Raw genomic sequence first — 16,162 nt, forward strand, 5'->3', positions numbered from 1 at the left:
TTAATGGGGTGGCTTGAGTGAAGGACCGTAATTTTTTAGATACTGTTATGGAGTTCGAAAAGCAACTCGAATCAATGCAGCAACAATTTGGTGCTTTAAAGCATTTCGTTGCCCATATGATGGAGGAACATCAGACACTTCAAACGGAAAACCTTCATCTGCGAAAGCGTCTAGAAGAGCTTTTGTCCAATGAGAAGCCCGTTGTGAAAAGCAAGAAGAAGGGTAGCGCATTGGATATAGGAGAAGGATATGATAACTTGGCACGCCTTTATCACGAAGGATTCCACGTTTGTCATGTTCATTTTGGAAGCTCACGCAAAGGTGAAGATTGCTTGTTTTGTCTATCGTTTTTAAATAAAGAAAATAGTTAATAAAAAGGCTGCTTCCTACTTATACAGGGGGTCAGTCTTTTCTTACGAATAAAGAGGTATTTAATTGAACATGCCTTTTTTGAATTGGAAGGAGTTAGTTATGAACGAGTGGTTAAAGGATGATGAGCGCTTAGATTATTTACTAGCGGAGGACTTGCGCATTATTCAAAGTCCGTCTGTTTTTTCCTTTTCACTAGATGCTGTGTTACTTTCTCGTTTTGTTTCTGTACCAAAGCGAGGGGCTATCATCGACTTGTGTTCAGGAAATGGTGTCATTCCATTATTTTTAAGTGCGCGTACGAATGCTAAAATTATGGGCGTTGAATTGCAACCAAGATTATATGATATGGCGTGTCGTAGTATAGCGTATAATAAGTTAGAAGCACAAATCGAGATGAAACTAGGTGATGTGAAAGCAGCACCAAGTGAGCTTGGTATTGAAAAATACGATGTTGTGACATGTAACCCGCCGTATTTTTTAGCACATGAATTAAGCGATAAAAATGTGAGTGAGCATTATGCTATCGCACGTCATGAGCTGCATTTAACTTTAGAAGAAGCCGTATATTCGGCAAGTCGCTTATTAAAGCAAGGTGGAAAGGCGGCCTTTGTCCATAGACCAGAGCGTTTATTAGATATTGTCACAGCGATGCGTGCTAACCGCTTAGAACCAAAGCGTATGCAATTCATCTATCCGAAGTGTGGAAAAGAGGCGAACACGCTATTAATTGAAGCGATTAAAGATGGTAAGCCAGGCCTGAAAATCTTACCGCCTCTTTTTGTGTATAAAGAGAATAATGAATATACAGAAGAGATTCGAGTCATGCTTTATGGAGAATAAACACTATTTCTACGTGCTAGAATGTAATGATCACACTTTATATGCAGGCTATACGAATCATCTAGAAAGGCGTATCGCTACACATAATGCAGGGAAAGGTGCTAAGTATACAAAAGTACGTATACCTGTAAAATGTATTTACTATGAAACATTTGAGTCTAAACAAGAAGCTATGCGAAAAGAATATGCATTTAAACAATTAAAGCGCAGTGAAAAATTGAATTATATAAGGAGCAAAGCACATGAAATCACAAAAGAGTAGCCAGCATGAAGGCAATGCTTGTTTATACTTAGTCGCTACCCCTATAGGCAATTTAGAGGATATGACGGTTCGTGCATTGCGCATTTTAAAAGAAGTGGATGTCATTGCAGCAGAAGATACACGTAACACAAAAAAACTGTGTAACTATTTTGAGATTGCGACACCGCTTGTTAGCTATCATGAGCATAATGTAGAAACGGGTGGAGAGAAGTTACTGTCGTATTTACGAGAAGGGAAATCAGTCGCACTGGTAAGCGATGCGGGCTTACCTTGTATTTCAGATCCAGGTGCCGATATTGTTGAAAAAGCACTTGCTGAAGATTTTGCAGTTGTACCGATACCAGGAGCAAATGCAGCACTAACGGCATTGATTGCTTCGGGGTTAGTGCCGCAGCCATTTTATTTTTTCGGCTTTTTAAATCGAAATAAAAAAGAACGTCGTTTACAGTTGGAAAAGTTAGCAAGACGTGAGGAAACAATTTTATTTTATGAGGCACCACACCGTTTAAAAGACACATTAAAAGATTTGCATCTTGTATTCGGGAATCGCCGACTTGTTTTAGCACGTGAATTAACAAAGAAATTTGAAGAATTTTTACGTGGGACGGTTGAAGAGGCTATGGAGTGGGCAGAATCACATGAGATTCGTGGTGAATTTGTTGTTGTCGTTGAGGGGAATCCCTTTGGTGAACAAGAGGAAGAAGAAACTATATGGGCATCGATGACGGTTGTTGAACATATCAACTATATAATAGAAGAAACTCATGTAAGTTCAAAAGAAGCGATTAAAGAAGTCGCAAAACTACGTGGTGTATCGAAGCGTGATGTATACAACGAATATCATCAGTAAATAAAAGAAGGGCTACCTTTCCAGAAGGGTGGCCCTTTAAACATGTAGATTATTTTTTTAAGTTGTTTTGAATTTCGTTCACTAACATTTCTGCGCCTTCTGGACTTAAAATTAATTTTCCTCCAACAAGACGGAAGTTATCATCAGAAACTTCACCTGTTACAGCACAAGTCATATTAGGCATGTATTTTTTAAGGATGATTTTGTCATCATCAACGTAAATTTCTAATGCGTCTTTTTCAGCAATGCCTAATGTACGACGAAGTTCGATAGGGATAACTACACGACCTAACTCATCGACTTTACGAACAATACCTGTAGATTTCATGATATATTTCCTCCTAAGCTTAATATAATAATTCGTCAAAATTCGACATCAATTCCTTGTCTACGATAAATCATACCAAGTAATGCCATAAACGTCAATTAATTAATACTTAAAATATTAAATTGATGTGAATTTTTCATCAAAATAAACAACAAAGTACAATAAATTAAAGATTTTTACTATATAAATACGAAAAAGACCTAATTTTCTGAAAAATATTTTCCTTTTCGTTTGGTTTTTTTTCGACAAAGTAAATTTTTTCTTTTTAATAGGGATAGACTTGACTAATATCTAGCTATTGGTAATAAACTGTATGTTATTGAGCAACTAAATGGCACAATATAACGGTGAATGTGTTTTCTTAATAATCTTTCATTGAAACGAATTTCGGACTTCGTTAGAATAAGTACTATACTGTGAAACAAATGGAGGCAGTTCTAGTGAGCGAACAAAAAACATTTTATATAACAACCCCTATTTACTATCCAAGCGGTAAGTTCCACATCGGTACCGCGTATACAACGGTTGCATCGGATACAATCGCACGTTACAAGCGTTTACGTGGTTTCGATGTACGCTTTTTAACAGGGATGGACGAGCATGGACAAAAAATCCAAGAAAAAGCACAAGAAGTAGGTAAACATCCTCAAGCGTACGTAAATGAGATTGCTGATGCGGCGAAAAAGCTATGGTCATTAATGGACATTTCTTATGATGACTTTATCCAAACGACGCAAGAGCGTCATAAACAAAGTGTTGAAAAGATTTTTAAACACTTTTTAGATAATGGCGACATCTATAAAGGCGAGTATGAAGGACTTTATTGTGTGCCATGTGAGTCATATTATACAGAGACGCAATTAGTAGACGGCAAATGTCCAGATTGTGGTCGTGCTGTTCAAACAGTTAAAGAAGAATCTTACTTCTTTAATATGAAAAAATATTCCAATAAATTACTGAAGTACTATGAAGAAAATGTCGAATTTATTGAACCAGAATCTCGCAAGAATGAAATGATTAACAACTTTATTAAGCCTGGCTTAGAAGATTTATCTGTTTCTCGTACATCATTTGACTGGGGCATTAAAGTACCTGGCGATCCCAAGCATGTTATTTACGTATGGGTAGACGCTTTATCCAACTATATTACGGCACTTGGTTATGGTTCAGACAACGAAGAGCTATTCAATAAGTATTGGCCAGCTGATGTGCATGTAGTAGGAAAAGACATTGTGCGTTTCCACACAATTTACTGGCCGATTTTCCTAATGGCTTTAGGTTTACCATTACCGAAAAAAGTATTCGCCCATGGTTTTATTATGATGAAAGATGGGAAAATGTCGAAATCAAAAGGAAATGTTGTATACCCAGAAATGCTTGTAGAGCGTTACGGTTTAGATGCAACACGTTATTTCTTACTTCGTGAGCTGCCATTTGGTTCAGATGGTGTATTCTCACCAGAATCATTTGTGGAACGAACAAATTTCGACTTAGCGAATGACTTAGGGAACTTATTAAACCGTACTGTATCCATGATGAATAAATATTTTGACGGGTTCATTCCAACAGAAAATCTAGAAGCAACAGAGTTTGATGCGGCATTAAAGGCGCATGCAGAAGAAGTACGTGTTAAATATGAAGAAAGCATGGAGAAAATGCAATTTAGTGTTGTATTATCTGAGCTTTGGTCACTCGTATCACGTACAAATAAATATATTGATGAAACATCTCCGTGGGTCTTAGCAAAGGAGGAGGCAGACAAGCCGAAATTAGCTGCTGTCATGGCAAACTTAGCAGAAAGCTTACGTCATATTGCAGTAATGTTACAGCCATTTATGACGTCATCACCAAAACGTATAGCAGAACAGCTTGGTTTAGATGAGCAGTTATTAACATGGGATTCTATTTTAACATTCGGAAATATTATTCCGCTAAACACAAAAGTGGTAGAAAAAGGTATTCCTATTTTCCCTCGTCTAGAGACGGAAGTGGAAATTGCCTATATTCGTGAGCAAATGCAAGCGAGCATCCAAACGCCTCAAGTAGAAACAAAAAATGAGGTAACAGAAGTACCTGAAGTGCCAGAAATCACAATTGATGATTTCATGAAAGTAGATTTACGTGTAGCCACAGTTACAGCTTGTGAGCCTGTACCAAAAGCCAATAAATTATTAAAGCTGCAAGTAGACCTTGGTTATGAACAACGCCAAGTCGTATCAGGGATTGCAGAGCACTACAAACCGGAACAATTAGTAGGGCAAAAAGTAATTGTTGTCGCGAATTTAAAACCTGTAAAATTACGTGGGGAATTATCACAGGGAATGATTTTAGCGGGTTCTCATGAGGGCTTTTTAACACTTGCAACGGTTGATCCGAAATTAGAAAACGGTGCAAAAGTAAAGTGATTTGTTGAAAAAAGTCTGTTGAACAATCAAGTGTTCGACAGACTTTTTATCGTGAGGAATAAACGATGGTTTAAAATTATTCTAATATAGCTATAAATCCTTTAAATGGAAGGCTGTAGCTAGTTAAACCTTATTCCTATAAAATGTATGGCTTATATTATTACAAAATAAACTAGTGAGTAATGAAAATGAAATATTTCTGAAAAACAGGAAACATTCTATTCGATTACAATACAGGGTAGGAGAGAGAAAAATGGCTTCTTATATTGACACACATGTACATTTAAATGCAGATCAGTACGAGGAAGATTTACAGGAAGTAATTGATCGAGCGTTACAAGCAAACGTAGAGAAAATGATCGTGATTGGATTTGATCGCAAGACAATTGAACGCGCGATGAAGCTCGTAGAGGAATATGACTTTATTTATGCTGTAATTGGTTGGCATCCGGTCGATGCTATTGACTGTACGGATGAAACGCTTGAATGGATTGAAATGTTAGCCAAGCATCCAAAAGTTGTCGGAATCGGTGAGACAGGACTAGACTATTACTGGGACAAGTCACCAAAGGATATCCAAGAATATTGGTTCCGAAAGCAAATACAGCTAGCGCAAAAATGTAGCTTGCCGATTATTATTCATAATCGTGAGGCAACAGGCGATGTCGTACGTATTTTACATGAAGAAAATGCAGCATCTGTTGGTGGCATTATGCATTGCTATGGCGGGAGTGTAGAAACGGCCCGTGAATGTATTGCAATGAATTTTATGATTAGTCTAGGTGGGCCTGTGACATTTAAAAATGCACGCCAACCAAAAGAAGTAGCGAAAGAAATTCCGTTAGAGCATTTACTAATCGAGACGGATGCACCTTATTTGGCTCCTCACCCATATCGAGGGAAGCGAAATGAACCTTGTTTTGTGCTGCTCGTTGCCGAAGAAATTGCCCGTCTCAAGGAACTTCCGGTAGAAGATGTGGCAAAAGCAACAACGGAAAATGCAAAGCGCTTTTTCGGCATTTGTGACTAATTTGTGAACTCGCCTCCAATGCTACGTTTGAAAAGGTTTACAAGCAGTTGTAAAAATGTACATACGGGAATGAGGGTTGACAGCTAGAAATCAAGCCCGTATAATCCAACGAGTATTAAGGAGGCGTTTTTTCATGTCAAATCACACCATGAAAAACCTGTTCTTTAGTTCATTGAGGCGTAAGCAAACAGCGGTAAGAATATTATCACTTATCCTGTTTGTAACAGTAATTTTATTCGTTTTATATCAGGGAACGAAAACATCCGTTGTAGTGAATGCAAATGGAGAACAAATAGAATTAGCAACACATGCACAAACAGTTGCAGAATTGTTAGCGTCACAGGATATCACTGTGGCAGAATATGATAAAGTATCCCCCTCACTGGACACTGAGATTGTCAGCGGAATGACAATTACTTGGGAACAGGCAGAAGAAATCTTTATTTCAGTTGATGGAAATCAGTCAAATATTTGGACAACTGAAAAAGTAGTGAAGAACATTTTGGAAGAAGCAAATATTGAAGTAGCGGAGCATGATGAAGTATCACTCGGCTTAGATACAGAAGTAGGAGCAGATAACAAAATCGATATTCAAAAGGCGTTTCAGTTAACGCTTGTCGATGGCTTAGAAGAGAGACAAGTATGGTCCACTTCGACTACGGTCGCTAACTTTTTGAAACAACAAGATATTACATTAGACGAATTTGATCGTGTCGAGAAAAACATGGAGGACGTTATCACTCCAAACGATAAAATCGCAGTTGTTCGCGTAGAAAAAGTTACCGATGTGGTGGAAGAATCAATCGATTTCGCAGTTGAAAAGAAAAATGATTCTTCGATATTGAAGGGAAAAGAACAAGTCGTTACAGCAGGTCAAAAAGGTACCGTTGAACGAACGTATGAAGTCGTAAAAGAAAATGGCAAAATTGTAACGAAAGCATTAAAATCTGAAAAAGTAATAAAAGAACCAACAACAAAAGTAGTAGCAGTTGGTACGAAGGTTGTAACAGCATCTGTATCACGTGATAATTCCTCGGCGCCAGCTGGTGGAAAAGAATTTTACGTAACCGCAACGGCTTATACACCAAACTGTAATGGTTGCACGGGCATCACTGCTACAGGTCTTAATATAAAAGCAAATCCAAATATGAAAGTCATTGCTGTTGACCCAAATGTTATTCCGTTAGGTTCAAAGGTTTGGGTTGAAGGTTATGGCTATGCCGTCGCAGCTGATACTGGCGGTGCCATTAAAGGCAATAAAATTGATATATTAGTTTCATCAAAGTCTGCAGCGAAAAGCTGGGGACGTAAAAAAGTACGTATTAAAGTGTTAAATTAACAAATTGGCTATTTATTTATGAAAGTCATAGATTGTACACTTCTATTGTAGTGCTTATGTAAGCATGAGCTAAGTTTCTCGTTGCCTAAGCATGCGTGATAGAAATAGCAGCTATCAAATTCAATCAGGATAGTATGAATATTTAAAAATCAAAATTTTACAACTTTTCTAATGTGAATTGAATCATTAATATAGATGTTAGTAAACTAAATACAAGTATTCCAAAATGAATAGGCTTTCCCGTTTTGACTGGCGGGAAAGCTTTTTTCGTGGGTGTAAGTAAGACACCTATGTTAAAATGTCAAAAGAAGCTTGAGGGAAAAGAGGATATACTTTGAACATACAAGAAATTATTGTTGTAGAGGGCAAGGACGATACAGTGGCCATTAAGCGTGCAGTTGGCGCCGATACAATTGAGACAAATGGTTCTGCCATTTCAGAAGAAACGCTTCGTCGCATTGAACATGCTCAAAAGAAACGTGGTGTCATCGTATTCACAGACCCAGATTATCCAGGGCGTCGCATTCGCGCGATTATTGAAGAACGTATACCGGGTGTGAAGCATGCCTTTTTAGCGAAGGAGAAAACAATCGCTAAAAATGGAAAAGGCTTAGGGATTGAGCATGCAAGTGATGAAGACATCCGTATAGCATTGCGTAATGTGTATACAGTAAATACAAGCAATTATTTTGAAGAGAAAATTACACTGGAAGATTTAATGCTAGCGAAATTGATTGGGCATCCCCAATCAAAGGAACGTCGCACTCGAATGGGAGAAATTTTGAATATTGGTATGACGAACGGCAAGCAGCTACATAAGCGCCTGATTATGTTTCAAATTACAGAAGAGCAATTTAAGGAAGCTATAGTACAGTTAGATCAGGAGGAAAAACATGTATAAAGATATTGCAACACCGATTCGTACGAAAGAAATTTTAAATAAATATGGATTCTCATTTAAGAAAAGCCTAGGGCAAAACTTTTTAATTGACCCAAATATTTTACGCAATATTGTCAGTCATGCCAATTTAACAAAAGACAGTGGTGCGATTGAAGTAGGACCAGGAATCGGAGCATTAACAGAGCATTTAGCACGCGCAGCAAAAAAAGTGGTGTCATTTGAGATTGATCAACGTCTACTACCTGTGCTAGAAGACACACTAAGCCCGTATGATAATGTAAAAATCGTGCATTCTGATATATTAAAAGCAGATGTAGTAAAAGTCATCCAAGAAGAAATGGCGCATGTAAATGATATTATGGTTGTTGCGAATTTACCTTACTATGTAACGACACCGATTTTAATGAAGTTACTAAATGACCGCCTGCCGATTCGGGGATTTGTTGTCATGATGCAAAAAGAGGTTGCAGATCGTATTACAGCAAAGCCAGGAACAAAAGAGTATGGCTCATTATCTATTGCTATTCAATATTACTGTACAGCTGAGATCGCCATGATTGTACCGAAAACGGTGTTTATGCCACAACCGAATGTAGATTCGGCTGTTATTCGGCTGATTAAACACGATACGCCACCAGTAAACGTAATTGATGAGGACTTCCTATTTGAGGTTACACGCACATCATTTGCACAACGCCGTAAAACGATTTTTAATAACTTACAAGCAGGTCTTCAAAATGGTAAGAAAAATAAAGAAGTGATTTTGGATGCGTTGGAAATGAGCGGTATTGAGCCGACACGAAGAGGTGAAACATTGACGATCGAAGAGTTTGGCCGCTTAGCAGATGCATTATATCCGCATTTTTGCAATCGTCAATAATATGAATTTCACATAAATTACGCTATTTTTTTTACAAGAAAAAGTTGACGAATATAATTGTTAGGTGATAAAATATTATAATTTGTTGACTATTTAGGCGGTTTGTGATACACTTTTTAATAGTGAGGTGTATGCGAAAATGCCAAAAACGTTAGCCGACATTAAAAGGTCGTTAGAGTGTCATTTGGGAAAACGTTTGCAATTACGAGCAAACGGAGGTCGCAAGAAAACAGTTGAGTGCCAAGGCGTACTAAGCGAAACGTATCGTGCCGTATTCGTTGTTGAACTTGACCAAGAAGACAATTCGTGTAAACGTGTGTCTTATAGCTACACAGATATTTTAACAGAAGCAGTCGAAATTACTTTTTTAGACGACACAATGGCTGTCGCAAAGTAATGCCTAGTTTTATTTATATGTTTAGATGAAACACTCATTGCTAATGGGTGTTTTTCATCTTTTATTGAAGGTTATGCAAAATGCTTGTATCACATTCGTATGATTTACATATGTAGCCTATTTATCCCGCGTTAACGGGCATTAAGATTCCCACCTCAAGGCTTAAGGAAAATCGAGAAGCATAGGTGGGAGATCAACTACCCGTAAAAGCCCGATTGGTTCAACTAACAATCAGTCGGGGATGAGGAACCCCCACTGATTGAAGGTTCACTTTATAGCCAAGCATAAAGTGAACTACTCTTCACATACTATGTGCGTCAACCAGACTTTCAGGAGGAGGTTCATACGCATGGCTAAAGGGAAGATCATGTCGCAACGTCTAAAAGAAGAGATTGCCAAGGAACTCGGATTTTATGATGTAGTAGAAAGAGAAGGCTGGGGCGGGATTAAAGCTCGTGATGCCGGAAATATGGTCAAACGTGCTATTGAAATGGCGGAGCAGAATCTAGCTAACGCCAACCGAAAATAGAAGTAAGGTTGACACACATAGGAATCCCCTTCGGAATATTTTTCGATGAGGGATTTCTTTTGTGCAGAGAATTTATATAAAAGTTTAAACACTTTCCATAAGTCCGAGGTAGCTGTCTATGGTAAAATAAATGGCATGATATTCGCGAATGGATTTGCGAGACGTAAGGAGGATTTTGGCATGCTGTATGTAAAGGCGCCCGCTAAAATTAATTTAACATTAGATGTTTTATATAAACGCCCAGATCATTACCATGAAGTAGAAATGATTATGACAACCGTTGACTTAGCTGACCGTATAGGATTAGAGCCTCGTAAAGATGGTCAAATTAAAATTATTTCGGCTGATCGCTTTGTGCCAGATGATGAGCGCAATTTTGCTTACCAGGCAGCGAAGCTTTTAAAAGATACATACGGCATTGCAGAAGGTGTATCGATTAAAATTGAAAAAGAAATTCCAATCGCCGCTGGATTAGCAGGTGGTAGCAGTGATGCGGCAGCTACGTTACGTGGTTTGAATGATATGTGGGATTTAAATTTAACGTTAGATGAGTTAGCAGAGCACGGTTCGAAAATTGGATCAGATGTATCGTTTTGTGTGTATGGTGGTACAGCCCTTGCAACAGGGCGCGGGGAGAAAATTGAAGAATTACCGGCTCCACCAACTTGTTGGGTCATACTAGCAAAACCAAAAATCGGTGTTTCAACTGCCGAAGTATATGGCGGACTAAAATTAGAAGGCATAAAACACCCTAGTACAAAACAAATGATTAAAGCGATTGAGCAACAAAATTATGAGTTGATCTGTGAGTCTTTAGGAAATGTTTTGGAAACTGTAACATTTAAGCTTCATCCTGAAGTGGTGACGATTAAAGAGCAAATGCAGCGCTTCGGAGCCGATGCAGTCCTTATGAGTGGTAGCGGTCCGACGGTGTTTGGCCTTGTTGATTCAGAAACACGTGCGACACGAGTTTACAATGGTTTACGTGGTTTTTGTGAAGAAGTATATGTTGTACGGATGTTAGGTGAGCGGAATCCACTTGCCTAAATACGTATATTTATGGTAATTTACCTATTAAAAGTTCGTATTTAAGAATGCTTTTTATTATGTATATATAGGAGAGGATCACATGAAATGGAAGCGCAGTGAACGCCTTGTTGATATGACTTACTATTTACTTGAGCATCCACACCAGCTGATCCCGCTAACTTATTTTTCTGATCTATACAATGCCGCAAAATCCTCAATTAGTGAGGATTTAACGATTGTAAAGGAAACTTTTGAAGAAAAAGGAATCGGGTTGTTACTGACAGTACCTGGCGCAGCAGGTGGGGTAAAATATATCCCGAAAATGTCAGATGAAGAAGTAAAAAATATTATTCACGAACTGATTGTAGAACTGGGGCAGTCGGATCGATTATTACCAGGCGGCTACTTATTTATGACGGACTTATTAGGCAATCCCGATTTAATGAATCGAGTGGGAAAAGTCTTTGCTAGCGCATTTGCAGACAAGCAAATCGATGTCATCATGACCGTTGCAACGAAAGGGATTTCAATTGCCCATGCTATTGCACGTCATTTGAATGTACCGGTTGTCGTTGTTCGTCGTGATAATAAAGTAACAGAAGGTTCTACCGTCAGTATTAATTATGTATCAGGTTCTTCTCGTCGTATTCAGACGATGGTATTATCAAAACGCAGTATGAAGAGTGGCCAGCGTGTGCTCATTACCGATGATTTTATGAAGGTCGGCGGTACGATGAACGGAATGAAAAATTTACTGGAGGAGTTCGATTGTGAGCTTGCAGGTATTGCCGTTTTAGTAGAAGCAGAGCATGCGGATGAAACGCTTGTTGATGACTACTATTCTTTAGTGAAATTACATGAAGTAAACGAGAAGGATCGTACCATTGCATTAAGTGAAGGGAATTATTTTTCAAAGGAGCGATTAGGATGAAAACGGTATCAACAACAAATGCACCAGCAGCGATTGGTCCTTATGCACAAGGGATTATCGTCAATAACATGTTTTATTCTTCAGGTCAAATTCCATTAACTGCACAAGGTGAGTTAGTAGAAGGCGATATTAAAGAACAGACAAATCAAGTATTTGAAAACTTAAAAGCGGTATTAGCAGCAGCTGGTACATCTTTAGACCAAGTTGTCAAAACAACGGTATTTATGAAAGATATGAACGATTTTGCACATATGAATGAAGTGTATGCATTGCATTTCGGAAATCATAAGCCAGCTCGTTCAGCTGTAGAAGTAGCACGCCTGCCGAAAGATGTAAAAGTAGAAATCGAAGTCATTGCATTAGTGAAATAAGCATATAAAAAGGGGGTGATTGGAAAGGGTTAGCTTGCCAATCACCCTCTCTTCTGCTCCTCGTAACTATCATTACGCTCATCAAAATGTCACTATTCTTGCTGGAAAAAACATTATTTTTCATAAAAAATAAAATATTTTCAATTTTTATTCAATTCAGGCAGGAATTTTATATTTTTTGTAGAAATTAACTCTCATAAAAGATGTAAGATTACGCCGTGTGCAAACTGATGGCAGAATGCGCGCGATCGCTTCCATCACACTAGACGATGAGTTTGTAGTTCATGATATTCGAGTGATTGATGGCAATTCGGGTTTATTTGTTGCGATGCCGAGCAAGCGTACTCCAGATGGGGAGTTTCGTGATATTGCCCATCCGATTAACTCGGGAACACGCAATAAAATCCAAGAAATCGTTTTAGCTGCTTATCACGCTTCAGACGAAGAAAATGAAGAAGAAGTTTTACAATTAGAAGAATCAAACGTATAAGGGTTTTTCAATAAATGAGTCTATTCTTTCAAAGAATAGGCTTATTTTTTTTGAAAAGATAAGAAAGTATAAATTTCTTCTAGTTTAAAGAGTGTCTAGGCATTCGCATTAAAATTTATTTTGCGACGAAAGCGTAAGCGGTAGGAGCACGCTGCTCGGGGTCGCTTTATCAAACACTACGCGTGTCAAGCACGCTAAGAGTTTACTGTTAGTGCTTGTCGCAGTTAAGCGGACGCGAATACGCTTTTCTTAGAATCCTTGCTATTGATAGGGGGTTCTTTTTCTTCTTCAACTTTATAGCCCCCTATGTAATGCTAGGAAGTTATGCAGATTGGGCGTTATAAATTGCCATTTTCACTATCTGTTCATATGGTAGAAAGAACCTTCTTATAGGTAAATGGGGCGTGTTTTACAGATCATAAATGACAAGGAAGGAGAGGACAAAGAAAATGAAAAATGAACAGCGAAAACAATCTTTCTTATGCGAAGCGCTGGAGGATATCAAAACATTTCAAGATTTACTCACAACTTCCTGGTCTAAATATTATGGTCATTTACTCATGAAAATAGTGGGGAGTGACACAATCCCTTTTTGTCTTATCACAACAGAAGGTACGATATTAAGTTTAAGTAATGCAACAGCACAAATCGAAACAACATATTTTCGGCTTGAGGGAATAGAAAAGCAATCTCGCCATATTACAGTGTCACTATTACGAGCATTTGACTTAGAAGATAATGAGACAAATATGATGAAGGAAGTTGTAAGATTAGAAAAATCACTTGCAAAGGCAACGGTAGATTTACGCTATATTACAGCGATTCAATTGTTAGATCCGGATTTATTAGTACGGAAATTTTACGTGGAATCAAAATGGTAATACAAGAAAGGGAGCGTATTGGATGACAACGATTGGTATGTTACATCACCGTAAAGATCCAACAACGGTGATTAAATCGTATGCATATGCAGCAGTAGCAAAAGCAGAAGGGGTATCCTTTTTTTATTTTTCCCCAAATACCGTTAATTTTACGACTAAGACGATTCAGGCAAAGATATTAGAGGATGGTGAGTGGAAAGAACGTACCGTCCCTTTTCCTGATGTGATTTACAATACAGGCAGTCCGGAAAAATTAGCTGTATCTAAAGAGATTATTAACAAACTGAAAAAGGAAATTCCCTTTACAACGCATTCTATTGGTAATAAGTGGAATATTACAGAGCGGTTAAAGGAAGCAAAGGAATTTGCGAACTATTTGATTCCGACTGAAGTTGTGAAAACCGAAGCGCAATTTTATAAATATATTACATCGTTTAAAAAAGTAGTATTTAAACCGATGGCAGGGCGTAAAGGAAAAGGGATTTATTTTATTTCAAAAGTAGGAAGTAGCTATGAAGTTCAAAAAGATACGATTAAAGAACGCTACACAAAGGAGCAACTAGATACGCTTTTAACAGAGCAACTGGCACAAGAAACATTCATTATTCAACCATATATTCAATCTGTGATGAAATCGGGGCAAGTGTTTGATTTCCGATTGCATGTTCAAAAAAATGGTGAAGGAAAATGGGTGATTACGACCGTATATCCAAGAGTAGCACCCGCTGGCTCCATTATTCCAAACATTAATAATGGAGGTTTCACGAATTATTTAGAGCCATTTTTACAACAAGAGTTTCAAGAAGAGGCATTTAATATAAAGCGGATGCTTGAGCACTTTGCTTTATCATTAGCACGCCATTTAGATGAAATTCAAATGGTCAAGTTTGGTGAAATTATTGATGAAATTGGCATCGATGTAGGGCTAGATGAAAATCGAAAAATTTGGATATATGAAGTAAATTGGCGACCAGGTTGTCCACCAGCATTTTACTTAGAGTTAGATGTCGTCAAGCATACCATTCAATATGCAAAATATTTGGCGCATCATCAGAAGGACATTCAAGAGGAAATTCGGGCAACGAAGAGAAGAAAAATGGAAGAAAAATCGCAAAAACCGATTATTGCCATTACGGGAAGTGCTGGGAAAACAACCTCAAAAGCCTTTTTGGCATCAATTCTATCAAAAAAATGGACGATTTTTGAGTCGAAAGATTATTGGAATACAACGGAACATACTAAACAGCATGCAGAGCTCATTAATGAGTCACACGAAGCGGTTGTATTAGAGTATGGTATGGCCTATCCAGGGGTCATTACAGATCATTGTAGTATTATTCAGCCGAATATTAGTATTGTTACGAATATAGGATTAGCACATGTCGGTAACTTTGACGGTGATATTAAAGGGGTTGCAAAAGCGAAATCAGAGCTAATTCATGGCATGGATCAAAAAGGCTTGTTAATTTTAAATAAGGATGATACAAATTCTACTTATTTAACGACCGATATGTTTAAAGGAAAAATCATGACCGTAGGCATTCATACGAACGCAGATTATAAGGCGTATGATGTGCAGTATAAAGACGATGGTATGATATTTAAAATGAAATTAGCGGGGCAGGAAGTACAATTATTTATTCCCATAGTAGGGCAGCACCATGTTTATAATGCGCTGAATGCGATTGCGGTGGCAGATCAATTAGGCTTCTCACCAATGGAGATCAAAGCAGGACTGCTATTTAAAAAGCCACCTCGTAGGCTAACATTGTATCATTGCCGTCACAATATTACATTAATTGACGATACGGTTCATTCACATCCTCAAGGGGCTAGAGCAGCAATTGATGTACTATCATCCATCGCAAAAAAACGAACAATCGCCATTATTGGTCAGATGCGGGAACTGGGTGATTTACGAGAGGAACAATACCGTGAGTTAGGGGCTTATATTCATGAGAGAAATATCGATGTATTAATTACGTATGGGTTCAGGACAGAAGATATTGGGCAAGGGGCTAAGGAAAAAGGCATGCCTGTCTCACACATACATCATTTCCTACAAAAAGATGAATTACATGCACTCCTTAAAAAAATGGTCAAACCAGGCGATACGATTTTAGTTAAAGGGGCGAGTAAAACCAATATGTTTGAAACGATTAAATTTTTAGATGACCAATTTAAACCATAACCAAGGGGGTGTCCAGAAAGTTTTTACTTTCTGGACACCCCCTTTACTCCTTAATAATTATTCATTAAAAAATATTGCTCCTGCGGTGGTCACATCAAAATGCCACCATCCTCGTCGCAAAGGTCCGTCTCAAAAT

18 protein-coding genes are annotated in these 16,162 nt (G+C 38.0%); 17 read left to right on the top strand and 1 reads right to left on the bottom strand.

What is annotated here, in order from left to right; all coding sequences use genetic code 11:
- The first annotated feature begins 17 nt into the window (after nucleotides 1-17).
- From yabA to rsmI, 4 genes are all read left to right on the top strand, one after another.
- Entirely contained in the window at nucleotides 18-371 is a 354-nt protein-coding gene (gene yabA / locus ACQQ2I_RS00260) for a DNA replication initiation control protein YabA (protein ID WP_391376421.1), read from the top strand.
- Nucleotides 372-471: 100 nt separating this feature from the next.
- Nucleotides 472-1,212, top strand: a complete 741-nt coding sequence (locus tag ACQQ2I_RS00265) for a tRNA1(Val) (adenine(37)-N6)-methyltransferase (RefSeq protein WP_431028569.1) — start codon at nucleotides 472-474, stop codon at nucleotides 1,210-1,212.
- Nucleotides 1,202-1,474 carry a GIY-YIG nuclease family protein gene (locus ACQQ2I_RS00270; protein WP_431028570.1) on the top strand — a complete coding sequence of 91 codons (273 nt, stop codon included), beginning with the start codon at nucleotides 1,202-1,204 and terminating at the stop codon, nucleotides 1,472-1,474. The genes ACQQ2I_RS00265 and ACQQ2I_RS00270 overlap by 11 nt, the downstream gene beginning before the upstream one ends.
- Nucleotides 1,455-2,324 (top strand): 16S rRNA (cytidine(1402)-2'-O)-methyltransferase, encoded by an 870-nt coding sequence (gene rsmI, locus ACQQ2I_RS00275; protein ID WP_431028571.1) that lies wholly within the window; start codon nucleotides 1,455-1,457, stop codon nucleotides 2,322-2,324. The genes ACQQ2I_RS00270 and rsmI overlap by 20 nt, the downstream gene beginning before the upstream one ends.
- A 49-nt stretch (nucleotides 2,325-2,373) precedes the next feature.
- Here the strand turns inward: rsmI and ACQQ2I_RS00280 are convergent, their stop codons facing one another.
- Entirely contained in the window at nucleotides 2,374-2,652 is a 279-nt protein-coding gene (locus ACQQ2I_RS00280; RefSeq protein ID WP_391376432.1) for an AbrB/MazE/SpoVT family DNA-binding domain-containing protein, read from the bottom strand.
- Between the two features lie 425 nt (nucleotides 2,653-3,077).
- On the opposite strand from ACQQ2I_RS00280, the gene metG reads away from it, so the two are divergent.
- The 13 genes from metG to ACQQ2I_RS00345 all read left to right on the top strand — a co-directional run bounded on the left by metG (nucleotide 3,078) and on the right by ACQQ2I_RS00345 (nucleotide 16,026).
- Nucleotides 3,078-5,057, top strand: a complete 1,980-nt coding sequence (gene metG / locus ACQQ2I_RS00285) for a methionine--tRNA ligase (RefSeq protein ID WP_431030412.1) — start codon at nucleotides 3,078-3,080, stop codon at nucleotides 5,055-5,057.
- A gap of 253 nt (nucleotides 5,058-5,310) precedes the next feature.
- A complete protein-coding gene (locus ACQQ2I_RS00290) occupies nucleotides 5,311-6,087 on the top strand; it encodes a TatD family hydrolase (RefSeq protein ID WP_431028572.1) in 777 nt (258 codons plus the stop codon).
- Between the two features lie 133 nt (nucleotides 6,088-6,220).
- A complete protein-coding gene (locus ACQQ2I_RS00295; protein ID WP_431028573.1) occupies nucleotides 6,221-7,426 on the top strand; it encodes a ubiquitin-like domain-containing protein in 1,206 nt (401 codons plus the stop codon).
- Between the two features lie 334 nt (nucleotides 7,427-7,760).
- The gene (rnmV, locus tag ACQQ2I_RS00300; RefSeq protein ID WP_431028574.1) at nucleotides 7,761-8,327 is read left to right on the top strand and encodes a ribonuclease M5; all 567 of its coding nucleotides are present in this window, start codon (nucleotides 7,761-7,763) and stop codon (nucleotides 8,325-8,327) included.
- Nucleotides 8,320-9,207 carry a 16S rRNA (adenine(1518)-N(6)/adenine(1519)-N(6))-dimethyltransferase RsmA gene (gene rsmA / locus ACQQ2I_RS00305; RefSeq protein WP_431028575.1) on the top strand — a complete coding sequence of 296 codons (888 nt, stop codon included), beginning with the start codon at nucleotides 8,320-8,322 and terminating at the stop codon, nucleotides 9,205-9,207. The genes rnmV and rsmA overlap by 8 nt, the downstream gene beginning before the upstream one ends.
- Nucleotides 9,208-9,346: 139 nt before the next feature.
- The gene (gene veg, locus ACQQ2I_RS00310) at nucleotides 9,347-9,604 is read left to right on the top strand and encodes a biofilm formation stimulator Veg (protein ID WP_431028576.1); all 258 of its coding nucleotides are present in this window, start codon (nucleotides 9,347-9,349) and stop codon (nucleotides 9,602-9,604) included.
- 349 nt (nucleotides 9,605-9,953) lie between these two features.
- A complete protein-coding gene (locus ACQQ2I_RS00315; RefSeq protein ID WP_391376450.1) occupies nucleotides 9,954-10,133 on the top strand; it encodes a small, acid-soluble spore protein, alpha/beta type in 180 nt (59 codons plus the stop codon).
- Between the two features lie 180 nt (nucleotides 10,134-10,313).
- Nucleotides 10,314-11,180: a 4-(cytidine 5'-diphospho)-2-C-methyl-D-erythritol kinase gene (gene ispE, locus ACQQ2I_RS00320; protein ID WP_431028577.1), complete on the top strand. Its 867-nt coding sequence runs from the start codon at nucleotides 10,314-10,316 to the stop codon at nucleotides 11,178-11,180.
- 82 nt (nucleotides 11,181-11,262) lie between these two features.
- Nucleotides 11,263-12,093 carry a pur operon repressor gene (purR, locus tag ACQQ2I_RS00325; protein WP_431028578.1) on the top strand — a complete coding sequence of 277 codons (831 nt, stop codon included), beginning with the start codon at nucleotides 11,263-11,265 and terminating at the stop codon, nucleotides 12,091-12,093.
- A complete protein-coding gene (locus ACQQ2I_RS00330) occupies nucleotides 12,090-12,464 on the top strand; it encodes a RidA family protein (protein WP_431028579.1) in 375 nt (124 codons plus the stop codon). Before purR ends, ACQQ2I_RS00330 begins: the two co-directional genes overlap by 4 nt.
- Nucleotides 12,465-12,660: 196 nt before the next feature.
- The gene (spoVG, locus tag ACQQ2I_RS00335) at nucleotides 12,661-12,954 is read left to right on the top strand and encodes a septation regulator SpoVG (RefSeq protein WP_431030413.1); all 294 of its coding nucleotides are present in this window, start codon (nucleotides 12,661-12,663) and stop codon (nucleotides 12,952-12,954) included.
- Nucleotides 12,955-13,403: 449 nt separating this feature from the next.
- Nucleotides 13,404-13,835, top strand: a complete 432-nt coding sequence (locus ACQQ2I_RS00340; RefSeq protein ID WP_431028580.1) for a hypothetical protein — start codon at nucleotides 13,404-13,406, stop codon at nucleotides 13,833-13,835.
- Nucleotides 13,836-13,857: 22 nt separating this feature from the next.
- Nucleotides 13,858-16,026, top strand: a complete 2,169-nt coding sequence (locus ACQQ2I_RS00345) for a YheC/YheD family protein (RefSeq protein WP_431028581.1) — start codon at nucleotides 13,858-13,860, stop codon at nucleotides 16,024-16,026.
- The last annotated feature ends 136 nt before the right edge of the window (nucleotides 16,027-16,162 follow it).

It is taken from the genome of Lysinibacillus sp. LZ02, from assembly GCF_050613145.1.
Taxonomy (GTDB): Bacteria; Bacillota; Bacilli; order Bacillales_A; family Planococcaceae; genus Lysinibacillus_B.

What these genes read in the sequence shown, in the direction of transcription:
- ACQQ2I_RS00265 (WP_431028569.1), top strand. Translation starts at nt 472, where the DNA reads ATGAACGAGTGGTTAAAGGATGATGAGCGCTTAGATTATTTACTAGCG.
- ACQQ2I_RS00270 (WP_431028570.1), top strand. Translation starts at nt 1,202, where the DNA reads ATGGAGAATAAACACTATTTCTACGTGCTAGAATGTAATGATCACACT.
- rsmI (WP_431028571.1), top strand. Translation starts at nt 1,455, where the DNA reads ATGAAATCACAAAAGAGTAGCCAGCATGAAGGCAATGCTTGTTTATAC.
- ACQQ2I_RS00280 (WP_391376432.1), bottom strand. Translation starts at nt 2,652, where the DNA reads ATGAAATCTACAGGTATTGTTCGTAAAGTCGATGAGTTAGGTCGTGTA.
- metG (WP_431030412.1), top strand. Translation starts at nt 3,078, where the DNA reads ATGGAGGCAGTTCTAGTGAGCGAACAAAAAACATTTTATATAACAACC.
- ACQQ2I_RS00290 (WP_431028572.1), top strand. Translation starts at nt 5,311, where the DNA reads ATGGCTTCTTATATTGACACACATGTACATTTAAATGCAGATCAGTAC.
- ACQQ2I_RS00295 (WP_431028573.1), top strand. Translation starts at nt 6,221, where the DNA reads ATGTCAAATCACACCATGAAAAACCTGTTCTTTAGTTCATTGAGGCGT.
- rsmA (WP_431028575.1), top strand. Translation starts at nt 8,320, where the DNA reads ATGTATAAAGATATTGCAACACCGATTCGTACGAAAGAAATTTTAAAT.
- veg (WP_431028576.1), top strand. Translation starts at nt 9,347, where the DNA reads ATGCCAAAAACGTTAGCCGACATTAAAAGGTCGTTAGAGTGTCATTTG.
- ACQQ2I_RS00315 (WP_391376450.1), top strand. Translation starts at nt 9,954, where the DNA reads ATGGCTAAAGGGAAGATCATGTCGCAACGTCTAAAAGAAGAGATTGCC.
- ispE (WP_431028577.1), top strand. Translation starts at nt 10,314, where the DNA reads ATGCTGTATGTAAAGGCGCCCGCTAAAATTAATTTAACATTAGATGTT.
- purR (WP_431028578.1), top strand. Translation starts at nt 11,263, where the DNA reads ATGAAATGGAAGCGCAGTGAACGCCTTGTTGATATGACTTACTATTTA.
- ACQQ2I_RS00330 (WP_431028579.1), top strand. Translation starts at nt 12,090, where the DNA reads ATGAAAACGGTATCAACAACAAATGCACCAGCAGCGATTGGTCCTTAT.
- ACQQ2I_RS00340 (WP_431028580.1), top strand. Translation starts at nt 13,404, where the DNA reads ATGAAAAATGAACAGCGAAAACAATCTTTCTTATGCGAAGCGCTGGAG.
- ACQQ2I_RS00345 (WP_431028581.1), top strand. Translation starts at nt 13,858, where the DNA reads ATGACAACGATTGGTATGTTACATCACCGTAAAGATCCAACAACGGTG.